The 15,362-nt window shown below is 74.2% G+C and carries 18 protein-coding genes and 1 tRNA gene; 6 read left to right on the top strand and 13 right to left on the bottom strand.

Annotated elements, in window-relative coordinates; translation table 11 throughout:
* Positions 1–26: 26 nt before the first annotated feature.
* Both FRZ03_RS35200 and FRZ03_RS35195 read left to right on the top strand, forming a co-directional pair.
* Complete coding sequence (locus FRZ03_RS35200; protein ID WP_146469124.1) at positions 27–761, top strand: methyltransferase domain-containing protein; 735 nt, start codon at positions 27–29, stop codon at positions 759–761.
* On the top strand, positions 758–2,338 hold the full coding sequence (locus FRZ03_RS35195; protein ID WP_146469123.1) for an FAD-dependent oxidoreductase: 1,581 nt from the start codon (positions 758–760) through the stop codon (positions 2,336–2,338). Before FRZ03_RS35200 ends, FRZ03_RS35195 begins: the two co-directional genes overlap by 4 nt.
* Before the next feature lie 3 nt (positions 2,339–2,341).
* Here FRZ03_RS35195 and FRZ03_RS35190 read toward each other — a convergent pair whose 3' ends face one another.
* Together FRZ03_RS35190 and FRZ03_RS35185 are read right to left on the bottom strand one after the other, a co-directional pair.
* A complete protein-coding gene (locus tag FRZ03_RS35190) occupies positions 2,342–2,830 on the bottom strand; it encodes an MSMEG_6728 family protein (protein ID WP_146469122.1) in 489 nt (162 codons plus the stop codon).
* A 61-nt stretch (positions 2,831–2,891) separates the two neighbouring features.
* A complete protein-coding gene (locus tag FRZ03_RS35185) occupies positions 2,892–3,257 on the bottom strand; it encodes a MarR family transcriptional regulator (protein ID WP_146469121.1) in 366 nt (121 codons plus the stop codon).
* A 130-nt stretch (positions 3,258–3,387) separates the two neighbouring features.
* Here FRZ03_RS35185 and FRZ03_RS35180 point away from each other — a divergent pair, with 130 nt between their 5' ends.
* Positions 3,388–3,798 (top strand): STAS domain-containing protein, encoded by a 411-nt coding sequence (locus tag FRZ03_RS35180; protein WP_146469120.1) that lies wholly within the window; start codon positions 3,388–3,390, stop codon positions 3,796–3,798.
* 4 nt (positions 3,799–3,802) lie between these two features.
* Here FRZ03_RS35180 and FRZ03_RS35175 read toward each other — a convergent pair whose 3' ends face one another.
* Entirely contained in the window at positions 3,803–4,966 is a 1,164-nt protein-coding gene (locus FRZ03_RS35175; protein ID WP_146469119.1) for a PP2C family protein-serine/threonine phosphatase, read from the bottom strand.
* A 152-nt stretch (positions 4,967–5,118) separates the two neighbouring features.
* Between FRZ03_RS35175 and FRZ03_RS35170 the strand changes: the two genes are divergently transcribed.
* Positions 5,119–5,607, top strand: a complete 489-nt coding sequence (locus FRZ03_RS35170) for a MarR family winged helix-turn-helix transcriptional regulator (protein WP_261399479.1) — start codon at positions 5,119–5,121, stop codon at positions 5,605–5,607.
* Positions 5,608–5,875: 268 nt separating this feature from the next.
* Here the strand turns inward: FRZ03_RS35170 and FRZ03_RS35165 are convergent, their stop codons facing one another.
* From FRZ03_RS35165 to FRZ03_RS35135, 7 genes are all read right to left on the bottom strand, one after another.
* Positions 5,876–6,271: an STAS domain-containing protein gene (locus FRZ03_RS35165; RefSeq protein ID WP_146469118.1), complete on the bottom strand. Its 396-nt coding sequence runs from the start codon at positions 6,269–6,271 to the stop codon at positions 5,876–5,878.
* Positions 6,268–7,353 carry a cobalamin B12-binding domain-containing protein gene (locus FRZ03_RS35160; RefSeq protein ID WP_146469117.1) on the bottom strand — a complete coding sequence of 362 codons (1,086 nt, stop codon included), beginning with the start codon at positions 7,351–7,353 and terminating at the stop codon, positions 6,268–6,270. Before FRZ03_RS35160 ends, FRZ03_RS35165 begins: the two co-directional genes overlap by 4 nt.
* The gene (locus FRZ03_RS35155; RefSeq protein ID WP_464862775.1) at positions 7,350–9,014 is read right to left on the bottom strand and encodes a PP2C family protein-serine/threonine phosphatase; all 1,665 of its coding nucleotides are present in this window, start codon (positions 9,012–9,014) and stop codon (positions 7,350–7,352) included. Before FRZ03_RS35155 ends, FRZ03_RS35160 begins: the two co-directional genes overlap by 4 nt.
* A 215-nt stretch (positions 9,015–9,229) precedes the next feature.
* The gene (locus FRZ03_RS35150) at positions 9,230–9,709 is read right to left on the bottom strand and encodes an ATP-binding protein (protein ID WP_261399477.1); all 480 of its coding nucleotides are present in this window, start codon (positions 9,707–9,709) and stop codon (positions 9,230–9,232) included.
* A gap of 115 nt (positions 9,710–9,824) precedes the next feature.
* Entirely contained in the window at positions 9,825–10,670 is an 846-nt protein-coding gene (locus FRZ03_RS35145) for an RNA polymerase sigma factor SigF (RefSeq protein ID WP_146469126.1), read from the bottom strand.
* A 142-nt stretch (positions 10,671–10,812) separates the two neighbouring features.
* A complete protein-coding gene (locus FRZ03_RS35140; protein ID WP_186785792.1) occupies positions 10,813–11,175 on the bottom strand; it encodes an STAS domain-containing protein in 363 nt (120 codons plus the stop codon).
* Between the two features lie 100 nt (positions 11,176–11,275).
* Positions 11,276–12,139, bottom strand: coding sequence for a helix-turn-helix transcriptional regulator (locus tag FRZ03_RS35135; RefSeq protein WP_146469114.1), 864 nt, complete (start codon positions 12,137–12,139; stop codon positions 11,276–11,278).
* A gap of 134 nt (positions 12,140–12,273) precedes the next feature.
* Between FRZ03_RS35135 and FRZ03_RS35130 the strand changes: the two genes are divergently transcribed.
* Complete coding sequence (locus tag FRZ03_RS35130) at positions 12,274–13,035, top strand: SDR family oxidoreductase (RefSeq protein ID WP_146469113.1); 762 nt, start codon at positions 12,274–12,276, stop codon at positions 13,033–13,035.
* A 100-nt stretch (positions 13,036–13,135) separates the two neighbouring features.
* Here the strand turns inward: FRZ03_RS35130 and FRZ03_RS35125 are convergent.
* Positions 13,136–13,209, bottom strand: a tRNA-Pro gene (locus tag FRZ03_RS35125).
* Positions 13,210–13,293: 84 nt separating this feature from the next.
* Complete coding sequence (locus tag FRZ03_RS35120) at positions 13,294–13,845, bottom strand: hypothetical protein (protein ID WP_146469112.1); 552 nt, start codon at positions 13,843–13,845, stop codon at positions 13,294–13,296.
* Positions 13,846–13,975: 130 nt separating this feature from the next.
* Here FRZ03_RS35120 and FRZ03_RS35115 point away from each other — a divergent pair, with 130 nt between their 5' ends.
* Entirely contained in the window at positions 13,976–14,320 is a 345-nt protein-coding gene (locus FRZ03_RS35115; RefSeq protein WP_146469111.1) for a cupin domain-containing protein, read from the top strand.
* An 8-nt stretch (positions 14,321–14,328) separates the two neighbouring features.
* Here the strand turns inward: FRZ03_RS35115 and FRZ03_RS35110 are convergent, their stop codons facing one another.
* Positions 14,329–15,327, bottom strand: coding sequence for a LacI family DNA-binding transcriptional regulator (locus FRZ03_RS35110; protein ID WP_146469110.1), 999 nt, complete (start codon positions 15,325–15,327; stop codon positions 14,329–14,331).
* Positions 15,328–15,362: the final 35 nt, after the last annotated feature.

The raw sequence follows: 15,362 nt of genomic DNA, 5'->3' as shown, positions 1-15,362 counted from the left end.
CTCCCCGCACCCCCCATGGAGTCCGCATGCCCCTGCTGCACGACACCGCCCTGGCCGCCGCCTTCGACCGTGCCGCCCGCCGCTACGACCTGCTGACGGCGGCCGACCCGGGCCACCACGCCCATCTGCGCCGCTCCGCCCGCCGCCTCGGCCTGCGCAGTCCCGGCGACGGGCTGCGGGTCCTGGACCTCGGCTGCGGCACGGGGGGCTCCACCGCGGCGCTGGCCGCCGTGCTGCCGGGTGCGGACATCACGGCCGTCGACGCCTCGGCCGGCATGCTGCGACGCGCCGCCCGCCGGTCGTGGCCCCGGCCGGTGCGCTTCGTGCACGCCCCGGTGGAGCGGCTCACCGAGGCCGGGGTGCGCGGCCCGTTCGACGCGGTCTTCGCCGCCTACCTGCTGCGCAACACCACCGATCCGGACGCCGTCCTCGCGCACGTCCACCGGCTCCTCGCGCCGCACGGCCGCCTCGCGGTGCACGAGTACGCGCTGAGCGGGCGCGCGGCGCACCGCGCGGTGTGGAGCGCGGTGTGCGGCGGGCTCGTCCTGCCGGTCGCCACGTTGCTCGGCGACGGACCGCTCTACCGGCACCTGTGGCGCAGCGTCGGCGCCTTCGACACGGCCGGTCAGCTGGGGCGGCGCGTGCGGCGGGCCGGGTTCGAGCGGGTGCGGGTGCTGCCGCTGCCGGGCTGGCAGACGGGCATCACCCACACCGTCGTCGGCCGCCGCCCGTCCGCCGCGGTCGCGGGGGCGGGACGATGACCGTACCCGGCCGCCGGTTCGCACCCGCCCGCGCGTCGAGGCCCGGCCGGGACCGGCTGGCCCGGCTGCTGCCCGCGCCGCCCGGCGCCGCGCGCGCCGAGGGGTCCGGCGCCCCAGGGGTGGCGGTCGTCGGCGGCGGCATCGCCGGCCTGACCGCGGCGACCGCGCTGGCCGAGCGGGGCGTGCGCGTCACCGTGTACGAGCGCGCGGAGCAGCTGGGCGGGCGGCTCGCGGGATGGCCCACCCGCCTGGCCGACGGCACGGCGGTGACGATGAGCCGGGGCTTCCACGCCTTCTTCCGGCAGTACTACAACCTGCGTGCCCTGCTGCGCCGCACGGACCCGTCGCTGGACCGGCTGACCCCTCTCCCCGACTATCCCCTGCGGCACGCCGGCGGCCGGCGGGACGGCTTCCGGCACGTACCGCGCACACCGCCGCTGAGCGCGCTCGGCTTCGCGGCCCTGAGCGGGTCGTTCGGCGTGCGCGAGCTGGCCCGGATGCGGCCGCGCGCCGCGCTGCCGCTGTTCGACGTGCGGGTGCCGGAGGTGTACGAGCGGTTCGACCACGTCAGCGCGTACGACTTCCTGGAGGCCATCCGGTTCCCGCCGGCGGCGCGGCATCTGGCCTTCGAGGTGTTCTCCCGGAGCTTCTTCGCCGATCCCCGGCAGCTGTCGGCCGCGGAGATGGCGCTGATGTTCCACATCTACTTCCTCGGCTCGTCGGAGGGCCTGCTGTTCGACGTGCCCCGCGAGCCGTTCCCGCAGGCGCTGTGGGACCCGCTCGCCGAACGGCTGCGCGGGCTCGGCGCGCGGCTGCGCACCGGCACCGCGGTGGAGGCCGTCTCCCCGCGGCCCGCGGGCGGCCTCGCGGTGACCGCCGCGGGCGGCGGCGAGGAGCCGTACGACGCCGTGGTGCTCGCCCTCGACCCGGCAGGTCTGCGTTCCCTGGTGGCCCGCTGCGGCGGGCTCGGCGACGCGCCGTGGCGCGAGCGCGTGGCACGGCTGCGCACCGCACCGCCGTTCCTGGTCTCGCGCCTGTGGCTGGACCGGCCGGTGCGGCCGGACCGGCCCGGCTTCCTCGGCACCAGCGGCTACGGTCCCCTGGACAACGTCAGTGTGGTCAGCGGCTGGGAGGGGGAGGCCGCGCGCTGGGCGGTCCGGACCGGCGGCTCGGTCGTCGAACTGCACGCCTACGCCCTGGCCGAGGACGCCGACCCGGCGACCGTGCGCAAGGAACTGCTCGACGAGCTGCACCGCGTGTACCCGGAGACGCGCCGGGCCGGGGTGGTCGACGCCCGCCACGAGTGGCGGGCCGACTGTCCGCTCTTCGCCGTGGGCGGCCACGCCGACCGGCCCACGGTGGACACGCCCACGCCCGGCCTCGTCGTCGCGGGCGACACGGTCCGCACCGGCCTGCCGGTGGCGCTGATGGAGCGGGCGGCCACCAGCGGCTTCCTCGCCGCCAACGCCCTGCTGGGGCGCTGGGGGCTGCGCGGCCACGCCCTGTGGACGGTCCCGGACCGGGGCCGCACGGCGGCGCTGCGGTGGGCCGCGGCGTGCGCCGGGGGCGGCGGGTGAGGCTCAGGTGTCCCGCCGGGCCCGGCCGTCCTCCCGGTCGGAGGCCGGCCACACATAGGGCAGGTCGTCGGGCACGCCGGGGAACTCGGGTGCGTACGCGTCCGGGTCCTTGCGCACCAGCGCGGACTGGTGGCTGCGGTGGAAGGCCTGGTCGCCGAGCCACGGCGGCAGCTCCCCGGCGGCGGCGAGCGCGGCCTGGCCGCGCACCGAGGCCCCCGGCCGGGCGGCCTCGTACCCGGCGACCAGGGAGGCCGCGCAGCTGTCCTGGTGCCCGCGCTCCCGCCAGACCCGGCAGACCTCCAGGCCGTAGCGGACCAGCGCCTCCTCGTAGCCGCTCCACATGCGCACCGCCGGGTGCCTGCGCCAGCCGTAGCCGGGGACGGTCAGGCCGCGCAGGACCTGCAACGCCTCGACGCGCTGTTTGCCCAGGCGGCGGCGGTCGAGGAGCTGTGCCGAGCGCCGGAAGTCGGAATCGGGCAGAAACGTCTGCATGGGCACCGCCTTCGGGGATGTGGTGGCACGGGCCCGCCGCTCGTCCGCCGGCCGGTGCGGGCTACCGCCGCAGGGCGTCCGCGTGCCGGGGGCCGGGCGGTGCGACCGGGCCGGAGCGGTCCGCCTCGTCCTTGACGAGCAGCGACAGCAACGAGGCGACCGTGAGGCCCAGCCCGGCCTCGGCCGGGTGGCGCAGGACCTTGCCGGGGTCGATCCGGTAGGTGTTGCCGCGTCCTTCCCGGGTGTGGGAGAGGTAACCGTCCTCCTCCAGATCCACGATGATCTTCTGCACGGCTCGTTCCGTGAGCCGGCAATGCGCGGCGATGTCGCGGATGCGGGCGTTCTGATTGTCCGCGATGGCCGCGAGAACGCGGGCGTGATTGGTCAGAAACGTCCATCCGGTGTGGGGCTCGGGCACTCCATCCATGCCCCGAGTTTACCGAGGCGGTGTTCATGCACTCAAAAACACGTACTACATTTCATGCATCACTTGACGTATTTCTGCGCCGCGGGGAACGTGGGAGCCGACCCGGGGCGCTCAGCTGAGGGAGTGAGCCATGCAAGACCTTGTCCGCCACGCCTCTCTCCTTCTCGCGCCAGGAGGCCGTCGGGGGAGCCGGGAAGGCGAGCGGGCCCCGCTGCCCCCGGGCCTGGCGACCGCCTCGTACACGGCGGACGGCGCCTGGACCCGGGTGGAGATAGCGGGCGAGCTGGACCTCGACTCCGGAGATCGGCTCCGTGGCGGCCTGCTCGCGGCGCTCGCCCGGTCGGACCGCGGCCTCGCACTGGACCTGGACGGACTCGGCTTCTGCGACTGCGCGGGCCTGGCCGTCCTGATGGACCTGCGCCAACGGGCCGTCCGGGAGGGCAAGACGGTGGTCGTCCGCGCCGCCGGCCCCGCGGTCGGCCGCCTGCTGTCCCTGATCGGCGCCGAGGACCTCTTCGCGCCGCCGACGCCGCGGACGTGAGCGGTCAGTGCCCGTTCGGCCGGCCCCGCCAGTCCAGACAGACCACGAGCGCGTCGTCCTCCGGGTCGGCCCCGTCCCGGTGGCCGGTCAGCTCGCGCAGGACGGTGCGCGGCACCTCCGCCGCGGGCAGCAGCCGGGTCGAGTGGATGGCCCGGACCAGGGCGGCCTCCCCGTAGGGCTCCCCGAGCGGCGAGGCCACCGCGTGCACCCCGTCGCTGACGAAGACGAGCCGGTCGCCGGGCTCGACCTCGAACTCCTGGGCCACGTAGTCGGTCTCCTCGAACATGCCGAGGGGCAGCTGGGCGTCGAACGTGATGCGCTCCACCACGCCGCGCCGCAGCCGCAGCAGATGGGGGGAGCCGGCGTCCACCACGCTCACCCGCCCGGTGGCCACGTCGAAGTCGAAGAGCAGGACGGACAGGTGGCACCGTCCGCGGTAGTGGCCGTAGACGGCCTGGTCCGCGAGGGCGGCCTGGTCGGCGATGGAGACACCGGCCCGCCGCGCGTTGCGCAGGGCGTTGATGGCCAGGGTGGTCAGCAGGGACGCCTCCATGCCCTCGCCCATGCCGTTGGTGACGTACAGCATCAGGCGGTCGGCGGTGGCCGACCAGTCGTAGTTGTCGCCGAAGATGGCGTAGGCGGGTTCCAGTTGGGCGGCCAGGTCGTACTCGGGCAGCGAGAACGAACGGCCGGGCAGCAGCTGCCACTGCATCTCGGCGGCGAGGGTCAGCCGGTCCTTGCGGCGCGCCCGCACATACAGGTCCGTGTCGCGCTCGGCCACCAGCACCTCACGCCCCAGCACCTCGGCGACCTCGCCCAGTTCGTCCTCGTCGTGGCGGGCGTGATCGGGGCCGGGCAGCGTCACGGACAGCACGCCGATCCGGTCGCCCCGCACGCTGACCGGCAGATGAAGCCGCACCCGGCCGTCCGGGCGGTGCTCGCCGTGGCACCGCTGCGAGCCGAAGGCGCGGCCCGCCGGCGTGTTGAACACCGACACCGGCCGCGACGGCGCGCACACCGGCTGGAGCACGCTCAGGCCGTAGTCGGCGATGAAGAACTCGACGGCCTGCGCCGCGTACTGCTCCTTCAGCACACCGCGCAACGCGTCGAGCAACTGGTGGGGGGCCGCCGTCCGCAGGGCGCGTTCGGCGGCGATGAATCTCTTCACGATGAGAAATGAACCAATCTCTGTCGCCGGACAACGTGTGGATCCGAGAGGCGCGGGGAGCCACACCCCGTGGACCGCGCCGTTCGCTCGGGCCATCCGCCGCCGGCACCCATAGCTAGTACGCTGGCGGGCACCCCAGTGCCTGCGAGAGTGTGACCGTGACTGCCTTCCACCGCCGCCCGGAGCCCGCCGAGATCGCACGCGTGGCCTCCACGGCCGCGGAGCTGCTGGAAGTCCTGTGGGGCCGGGCCTCGACCGCGCCCGCCTCGGCGTCCCAGCTGCGCCTGCTGCACATCCTGGAGCACAACGACGGCGTCAACATGCGCACGCTCGCCGAGTCCCTCGCCTCGACCCCGCCCGCGACCAGCCGGCTGTTCGACCGGCTCCAGGCGGCGGGCTTCGTGGAGCGCAGGAACAGCCCGGAAGACCGGCGCGAGGTGCGCCTCGGCCTCAGCGGCCGGGGTCGCGCCTTCCTCGCCGACCTGCGCGGACGCCGGGAGGCGGAGTTGCGTGCGGTGCTCGAACTGATGCCCGCGGCGAAACGGACCGCCCTCGCCGAGGGCCTCGAGGCGTTCTGCGCCGCGGCGGCCGCGCAGATACACGAGGACCACACCCACGGGTCCGGCAGCAAGTCCGCCTGAACCACGCCGTGCCGCGCGGTCGTCCGCCGTGCACGGCGGCTCGCACCCGCAGCGGCCCGCGCAGACCGGAGCATCCCTGTTCCTTCCCCGTGCACATGCGACACGGCCACTTTGTTGACATACGGCGATAGTTGTCAAACGGCAACTTCCGGTGTGTGACCTTCCTGTGCAGGCATCTCACGACCTCCTCACGAGTGCGCTTACCCCGTCGAGCGCCGGATCTGCGCCGGGTGTGGCCCACCTCTCGGCGGAGGTCCGGAGAATCCCCTCAGCGGGCCCCGGCCCGGGACTGGTCGCCGTCCTCCCCGGGGGCGGAAAGACCGGCGGGGGTCACGGGGCCGGTGAGGTGGTCGAGGATGTCGGTGAGGCGCAGCCGGTGGTCGAGGAAGCCCGGCCGGTTGTCCAGGCGCAGGGCCGCCCCGAGGGCGCTGGTGGCCCGGTGGATCATCAGCAAGGCGGAGAGCCCCGAGGAATCGATCCAGGTCAGGCCGGTGAAATCCAGCCGGACCTCACCGGTGTGCGGTCGGCCGCGCAGATGCCCGACGACGGCCTCCACCAGCTCGTCGCTCGTGTCGTAGTCCAGCTCGCCCGCGATGCGCACGGTACAGCTCGCGGGATGCTCCGTGATCTCCACGCTGAACTCGGCGGGGAAGTAACCGGTCATACGCGGGTGCCGGGGCCGGCGGCGAGATCACCGGGGCGGGCGGCGAGCGCGCGGCTCCCCTCGTCCAAAAGGCGCGACGCGCGGGGGAAGTCGTGCAGTCGCGCGGCGAGGAGGTCCAGGCCCGCGGAGAGGGAGCGCGCCGGGACACCGCGCGCCTCGAGTATGCCGGCGGTCCAGGTGAGGAACGCGGAGAACACCTCGGGGTCGTCGACGTAGAGGGCGCAGGCGAGGAAGTCGACGATGTGGGCGACGTCCTCGGCCGTCCGTTCGCGCTGCACGTCGCTGTAGGAGCGCACCGCGGGGAAGCGGTCCTCCAGGTCGACGAGGGTCTGCTTCACCAACTGCCCGCGGGAGTGGACGACCAGCGTGTACTCCTGGTCGGCCAGGTGCGGCAGGTCGTCGACCACCTGGCGGACCGCCGCGGGGGCCGGCCGCGGCAGGCCGCGCGCCAGCACGTCCGCGGCGCCGCGGGCGTCCGGGGCCCACGCGTCGGCCCCGAGCGCCCGGGCGTGCTCGCCGTCCCGGCCGAAGGCGCGGCCGCCGGCCAGGACCGGGACCCCGACGGCCTGACAGGCGGTGATCGCCGTGTGGGCGGCCGGCAGCCGCGTCGGGAGCGAGCCGGACAGCAGCACGGCCTGCGGGTCGGTGTGGTGCAGATGGGCGATGAGATGCGGGGTGGGCGTCTGGCCGCCGAGGTAGTCCACCCGCCAGCCGCGCAGTCGCAGCACCTCCGCCACCAGCCGGGACGGGAAGGCGTGCCACTCGCCGTCCACGCAGCCGACGGTCACCCGGCCCCGCGGCGCCCGGTCGGCGCCGCCCGCAGCCCGGTGGGCGACGGCGGCGACCACCCGTTCGTTGACGGCCGTGGCGGCGTGCTCCACCGCGACGCCGATCCGGTCGGCGGCCCATTCCTCGCCGACCTTCTCCTGCACCGGGGCGATCACGTCCAGCAGCACCGCCTCCGCGTCCAGACCGGCGGTCAGCGCCTCCTGGACGACGGCCACGCCGGCGTACTCGTCACCGGCCACGACGGCGTCCCACAGCCGCTCACGATGCGGGGCCGCCTGGGCGACCTGACTCACCTGCTCCTCCTGATCTGCGACGGCTCGCCGCCCACCACCGACAGCGGACCGTTCTTGGGCGCGCTGATGGCGAGGACCGCCATGTCGTCGTGACGGCCCCCGCCGAGCCACTGGGCGGCGAGCATCTGCACCCGTTCCACGACCGCCTCCGCGGGCATGCCCGCGCACTCGGCCAGCGCGCGCCTGAGCCGGGCCTCGCCGAAGAACTCGTCACCGAGCGGGCCGCCGCGCGCCTCGGTGATCCCGTCGGTGTACAGCAGACAGGTCTCCCCCGGCGCCAGCGTCGCCTCGACCGTCTGCGCACTGACCGCCGGCAGCGCGCCGACCAGGGTGCCGCGGGTGGGGACCTGTTCCACCTCACCGTTGGTGCGGACGATCAGCGGCGGCAGGTGTCCGGCGCTGGTCAGCCGCGCCCGCACGTGCCCGCCCTGGCGGCGCACCGAGGCGAGCACCAGCGTCGCGAACCGGGCGTGATGGGAGGTCAGCAGGGCGCCGTTGAGCAGGGTCAGGACCTGCTGGTGGTCGGCGGCGAGCGGCAGCAGCGCGTGCAGGGTGTTGCGGATCTTGCCGGTCAGCACGGCCGCGTCCAGGCCCTTGCCCGCGACGTCGCCGAGGACGACGACGGTCTCCTGGTCGGGGTCGGCGCCGGGGTGGAAGTCGTAGAAGTCGCCGCCGACCCGTTCGTGGTCCTTGGCCGGGCGGTATCCGGCCGCGTACTCCACCCCGTGCACCCGCTCCAGGGTCGGCGGGAGCAGTTCACGCATCAACGTGGCGGTGATGGCGGCCTGTTCGGTGTAGAGGCGGGCCGCGGACAGGGCGGCCCCGGCCCGTGCGGCGAACAGCCGGGCGAAGGCCTCCTCCCCGTCGGAGAAGGTCCTCTCGGTGCCGGAGCGCAGCAGGACCAGCGCCCCGGCGGGCACCCCGTGTCCGGGCAGCGGGGCGATGATGACGGAGCCGGGCGGCTCGGTGAACCCTTCGGGGAGCAGCCAGTCGGGGATGCCGTGGGGGTCGATCCAGCGCGCCGGAACGGGCGGGAAACCCTGGAGCGCCTCGCTGAGGCCGTGCACGCTGAACGGATCTATCTTCCAGGTCACCTGGCTCACGGGCCCGCCGCGGCGCGCGTACGTCAGGGTGTGGCGCCGGCCGTGCGGGGGCGCCACGAGCACGGCCGCCTCGGCGAGGTGCTCGGCGGCCATGGCGGCGGTCTCCTCCATGCAGCGGGGCACGTTGAGCGTGGACAGGAGCCGGCTGGAGGCCTCGGCGAGGACGCCGGACCGCTCCTGGGCGTGGTGCAGGGCCTGTTCGGCCCGGCGGCGGTCGGTGTCGTCGACCAGCCACCACACCACGTCCCCGTCCGTGGACGGCGAGGGATGGGCCTCGAAGACGCGTTCGTCGATGGCGCCGGTCAGCGGGCCCGACGGGGCGCCCGGGGTTCCTTCGACCACGTGCCGATGGGCGTCGGAGAGCCAGGCCGGCGCGATGCCGTCCAGCCGGTCACCGTCACAGGCCCGCGGCAGGAGGGAGCGTGCGGCTCGGTTGAGCCGCACGAGGGCGCCGTGCCGGTCGACGACCAGTACGGGGCAGGGAGCCTCGCCCCACGCCGCACCCACATGAGCAGCGACGTCGCGCGGGCTTTGCGGGGAGCCGCGAAAAGCGCACACAAGCAGGGGCACGCCTGGTGCGCGCCCCACCACCTTCCTGCCCTGGGAAATAGATGCCTTCCGGCAACAGTTGCGCATCCGGCTGCCGGATGCAACCCGCTTCGCCCGGCCGGGGACAATTCCCGTCGGTGGCAGTGTGCTTGTGAGCCCCGTGGGCGGCGGGGGGCAGGGCATGCCCGACTCCCGGTCCCGGCGGGCGCCGTGAACCGGGTGGGTCACCGTACGCGGGGGACGCTCGCCGCCGAGCGCGCACCGGGGCTCCGGCCGGCCGCGCGCCCGGCGGCGGCAGTGTCCGCGAGGGCGACGCGGGCGGTGACCCTCTTGCCCGCACCCTCGCGCCGGGCCTCGAAGGTCTCGGCGACGGCCAGCACTATCTCCAGACCGTGCTGCCCCACCCGGCTCGGTTCGGCGGCCCGGGCCACCGGCAGCGCGGGGTCGCGGTCCCACACCGAGATCTCGACCAGGCCGGCGGCGATCCGCAGGCCCAGGCGGACGGGGCCGGGCGCGTACTTGCAGGCGTTGGTGACCACTTCGCTGACGACGAGCTGGGTGAGGTCCAGGGCCCGGCCGGAGACCTCGATGCCGTGTTCCTCCTGCACGCGGCCCAGGAACCGGGCCGCGTGGTGCCGCGCCGCGGCGATGCAGCCGGCTCCCCCGTCGAACTCCACGACCGTGGCCGGCGGTTCGGCGGGCATGCTCCGCCCGGCGTCGGCACGGACCCAGGACGCCATGGAAGTCGTTCGCGCTGCGTTCACTCGCCCGCCAATACCCCGCATCCCGGACTCCATCCCCCGATTTTCATGATCTGCGTCACATGGTGGTCAGCAGACCTTCCTTGAGCCGCTTGAGCGTGCGCGAGAGCAGCCGGGAGACGTGCATCTGGGACACCCCGAGCCGCTCGCCGATCTGGGCCTGGGTGAGCTCCTCCACGAAGCGCAGGTGCAGCAGCAGCCGGTCCCGCTCCTCCAGTTCGGCGATCATCGGCGCGAGGGCGTGGAAGTCCTCGACCAGTTCGAGCGCCGCGTCCTCGGTCCCGATGAAGTCCTGCAACACGGACTCGCCGTCCTCGCTGCCGCCGATGGCAGCGTCCAGGGAGGCGGAGTTGTAGCCGTTGGAGGCCAGCCGGGCCTCGACGACCTCCTCCTCGGACAGGCACATCAGTTCCGACAGTTCCTTGACGGTGGGCGTACGGCCCAGCCGGCTGCGCAGTTCCTCGGTGGCGCGGGCCAGCTGGACCCGGGCCTCCTGCAACCGCCGGGGCACGTGCACGGCCCAGGACGTGTCACGGAAGAACCGCTTGATCTCGCCCACGATGTACGGCACGGCGAAGGAGGTGAACTCCACCTCCCGGGAGATCTCGAACCGGTCGATCGCCTTGATCAGCCCGATCATGCCGACCTGGACGATGTCCTCCATCTCCTCCGGCCCGCGGCTGCGGAACCGGCCGGCCGCGTAGCGGACCAGGGACATGTTCATCTCGATGAGCGTGTTGCGCGCGTACTGGTACTCCGGCGTGCCCTCCTCCAGCCGCGTCAGCTGGTCGAAGAAGACCTTCGACAGCTCGCGGGCGTCCTTGGGAGCCACCGCGGCGGGGTCCGTGACCTCCAACCCCACCGCCTCGTCTGCCGCGCAGACGTCCGTCTTCACCGCGCCGATCGCAGTCAACCCGCTCCCCTTTCGTACCCGAGCCGCCCCGGAGGGCGACTGTCCTTGCTCGCGCCCGGTTACCCCCGTCCGCGCCGCACATGCACGCCGTGACGACGATCACGCCCGCCGCCCTGGTGCGCAGGGGCGCCCGTCACCACCCGCCGGTGGTACGCACCGCCTCGGCACGGGAGTTCGTGAGGGTGAAGTGCTCCAGGGTGCCGCTGATGGTGAGCAGCCTGGTGACGCTCTCCTGCAGGGGGCCGAGGAGGACGAAGACGCGGCCGCCCGCCTGGTGGCGCCGCCGCGCGTCCAGCAGCGAGCGGAGCAGCTGGCTGTCGCCGAAGGTCAGCCCCGTCAGGTCCACCACCGTGGCCGGCATGTCGCACTCGTCCGCCTCGTCCCAGGCAGCGCCGAGCAGGTCGCTCTCGTCGTAGTCGATCTCTCCGCGCACCACGACCTCGAAGACCCGACTATGCCGTCGGACCTGCACGAACGTCTCTGACTCCCAGCGCATCCCGTCATCCTGCCATCCCCCGACACGCCGGTGCGACCCCGCCCCTCGGCCGGGCCCTCGACCCGCCCGCGCCGTGCGGCACCCGCGGCGCGCGCCCCCGTCACCCGCGCGTGACGTCCGCCGTTCCGTCCTGCGCCGTGCCGGTGGACCCGGTGTGCGCCAGCGCGGCGAGCAGCCGCAGTTTCTCGTCGCTGTCGCTGTCCTTGTCGGGGTAGTAGACGACGAGGATGACGTCGTCGACCGGGAGTTTGTCGCGGTGCAGGCGGAGTTCACCGACGACGGGGTGCTCGACCGTGGTCGTGCCCCCGTCGAGGCCGCGGACGTCGTGGCGGGCCCACAGGGTGCGGAAACGCCGGCTGGACAGGGCGAGTTCGCCGACCAGCTCGATGAACCGGGGATTGTCGGTGTCGTCCCCGATGGTGGTGCGCAGGGCGGCGACGAAATCGGCGGTGGCCTTCGCCCAGTCCTGGTGGAAGGCCCGCTCCTCGGGGTCGAGGAGCAGGGAGCGCAGCCGGTTCTCGCCGGGCCGCAGGCGCGGGGAGAGCGCGACGGCCATCGGGTTGGAGGCCAGGACGTCGAACGCGCGCCCCTCGACGAACGCGGGGATCGGGAGGTGGGCGAGCAGCTGGTGCACCCGCGCCGGCACGTGCTCGGGCCGCTTGCGGCGCGGCGCCCTGGGGCGTGCCGCGGCGAGGCCGAGCAGATACGTCCGTTCGACGTCGTCGAGCCGCAGGACGCGTGCGAGCGCTTCGAGGACCTGGACCGAGGGGTTCTTGTCCCGGCCCCGTTCCAGGCGCAGGTAGTAGTCGGGGCTGATCCCGGCGAGCAGCGCGACCTCCTCCCGGCGCAGGCCGGGCACGCGGCGGTTGCCGCCGGGCGGCAGCCCCGCCTGCTCCGGGGTGACCAGCTCGCGCCGGGCGCGCAGGTAGGCGCCGAGCCGGTTGCCGGATTCCTCGTCCTTCATACCGACACCGTAATGCGGTGCGCGGCTGCGAAGGGGGGCCCTGGCAGGACCAGGGAAGACGGGGGCACTGCCCCGCCCGGCGGGCGCGGCCGAGACTGCGAGGGAACTGTTCACGAAAGGGAAAGGAAGATCTCGTGGATCTCTCCCACCGCACCGTTCTGGTCGTCGGCGGCACCTCGGGCATCGGGCGGGAGCTGGCCCGGCGGTTCGCCGCGGCGGGCAGCACCGTGGCCGTCGGCGGCCGCAGCCCGGAGGCCCTCGCGGAACTCGCCGGGGAAGGTTTCGGCACGTTCCGTGTCGACGTCACCGACGACTCCTCCGTCGCCGCCCTCCGCGACGCCGTGCTCGACCGGTACCCGGAGCTGGACACGGTGGTCACCATGTCGGGCGTGATGCTCCTGGAGGACCTGCGCGACCCCGCGCACTTCGAGGCGGCACGGACGACGATCGACACCAATCTGCTCGGCACCATCCGGGTCGTCGACGCCTTCACCCCGCATCTGGTCGGGCGGGGCGCGGGCACCTTCGTCACCGTCACCTCCGGCATCGCCTTCCTGCCGTTCCCGCCCATGCCCAGCTACGCCGCCTCGAAGGCCGCGGTGCACGCCTACTCCGAGGCGCTGCGCGCGCAGCTCGACGGCACCGGTGTCGGCGTCGTCGAGCTCGTCCCCCCGGCCGTCGCCACGGCCGGCCAGGAGAAGGTGAACCCGCACGCGCTGCCGCTCGACGACTTCGCCACCGAGGTCATGGACCTCCTGTCGGCGGACCCCACGCCCCGCGAGATCCTCGTCAAGGGCGTGCTCGGCCACCGCTGGGCCGAGCGCGACGGCACCTACGACGACCTCGTGGCCCAGCGCTCCCGGGCCCTGGCCATGCTCCCCGGCCGCGAGGGCTGACGTCCGTCCGGGCCCCGGGTCCGGACAGACGTCGGACCAAACAGGTCAGGGCCGGTGTCGGATGTCTCCGATACCGGCCCTGAACCGCGACTCTCTCGAGTCGGGACGACAGGATTTGAACCTGCGACCCCTTGACCCCCAGTCAAGTGCGCTACCAAGCTGCGCCACGTCCCGTCGTGCTCCGCGCGGGGTGTTCCGCGTGATCACGCAGGTCAACCCTACCGTATGCGCGCGGGTGCCCGGGCATCGGCGGCCGGATCACTTGATGAGGGCGTTGGCGACCACGACGACGAGGCCGAGGAGGGCGTCGCCGAGGCCCATCAGGACGGCGGACGGCCAGGTGCGCGCGGCCTGCCGGGCGGTGATCAGGCCGAGGGTGAAGAGGATCAGGATGTTGAGGGCGAACGCGGGGTACTCCACGCCCTTCGCCGGCCACCACCCCCAGCCCGAGCCCGCGAGCAGGAAGACCGTCGGCAGTACCGCCGTGACCAGCGGCCACTCGCCGCGCAGGGCGCGCAGGCCGTCCCCGCGGCGGTGCGGGGCGCGCTCGGCGATGTAGTGGGCGTAGCCGTGGGCCAGGGCGGAGGCGAGCGCGGTCACCACCAGCCAGACGGCGTCGTAGCGGCGGCTCGCGGGCGTGGTGCCGCCGTAGCGGCTGAGGGCGGCGACCATCGAGCTGGCGAGGACGGCGCCGTAGACCCCGCCGAACAGGACGGCCTCGCGGGTGCTGTGCCCGCCGGGCGGCCGTCCGCCCGGCGCGTGCTCATGGGGTCCGTCCGGCCCGCGGGCCGCCGCGGTCGAGTCCGCCATGTCTTCCACGGTCGCCCCCGCCGCACCCCGTCGCCAGTCGGCGCGACCCGACGAAGTGTCCTGTGACCAGGCCGGATGCCGCACACACTGTCGACGGCGGCGCGGGTGCGGGCCCCACTAGGGTCGGCCCATGACGCACAGCTTCGCGCTCCACATCCCCGACGCCGACCTCGAACCCGAGCCCCTCGACCCCGCGCAGATCGTCTCCGGGAACCCGGAGGTGACCGGGAAGGTGGTCTGGGAGTCGGCGGACGGCCGGCAGATACGCGGGATCTGGCAGATCACCCCGGGCGTGGTCACCGACACCGAGGCCGACGAGCTGTTCGTCGTGATCAGCGGCTCGGCGACGATCGAGTGCGAGGACGGTCCGACGCTGCGGGTCGGCCCGGGCGACATGGCGGTGCTGCGCGCGGGCGACCGTACGACGTGGACCGTGCACGAGACGCTGCGCAAGGCGTACGCCATCACCCTCTGAGGGAGCCCTCAGAGGGCGGCCACGGGTGCCGTCGTGCCCCGGATCTCCAGCGTCGGCGCCGCCAGGTGGAGCCGCCCCGGGGTGCCCGGCCGGTCGAAGCGGTCCAGCAGGCAGTGGGCGGCACGGCGCCCCACCTCGTGCGGGGCGGTGTCCACGGTGGTCAGCCAGACGTGCCGGAGCCGGGAGATGCTGGTGTTGTCGTAGCCGGCCACGGAGAGGTCGCGCGGGACCTTCAGGCCCAGCTCCTCGGCGGCCGAGAGGGCACCGACCGACGCCATGTCGTTGACGGCGAACAGTGCCGTGGGGCGCTCCGGGCGGCGGAGCAGCCGTACGGCGCCCCGGTAGCCGCCCTCCTCGGTCAGATCGCCGGGCTCGACCAGCGGCTCGGCGCCGCGGGCCCGCATCGCCGCCTCGAAGCCGCGCCGGCGCAGTTCGCCGACGGCGCCCCGGCCCGCGAGGTGCGCGATCCTGCGGTGACCGAGGTCGAGCAGGTGTTCGGTGGCCAGGCGGGCCCCGCGCTCGTCGTCCCCGGCGATCACGTCCACCCCGTCCGGCTGCGGCTCGCGGGCGCCCGCCACCACCACCGGCATCCGGCGCGCGAGCGCGCCGAGGGCGCCCGCGTCCGGGACCGTGCCGACCACCACCAGTCCGTCCACGCCCAGGTCCAGGAAGGGTTCGGCGAGATCGCGGCCCAGCCGCCGGTTGAGGCGGGCGTCGGCGAGCAGCATGCGCAGTCCGGCCGCGTGCAGCGGCGGGTTGAGGCCGTCGAGCAGGTCCACGAACCAGGGGTTGCGCAGGTCGTCCAGGAGGACGCCGACGGTGCGGGTGCGCTGCTCGCTGAGGCTGCGGGCGGCCGCGTTGGGCCGGTAGCCCAGCTCGCGCACGGCCCGCAGCACGGCCTCCCGCTTCTCCGGGCGCACCGGCCCCGAGTCCCGCAGCACCAGCGAGACCAGCGATTTCGACACCCCGGCCCGTTCGGCCACGTCGCGGATGGTCGGCGGTCTCATGGGATGGACCGTTCCATGGGGTGAGTCCTGCTGTC

Source organism: Streptomyces misionensis (assembly GCF_007896895.1).
In the GTDB taxonomy this organism is placed as follows: Bacteria; Actinomycetota; Actinomycetes; order Streptomycetales; family Streptomycetaceae; genus Streptomyces; species Streptomyces misionensis_A.
This window is presented reverse-complemented; position numbering and strand designations above follow the sequence as displayed.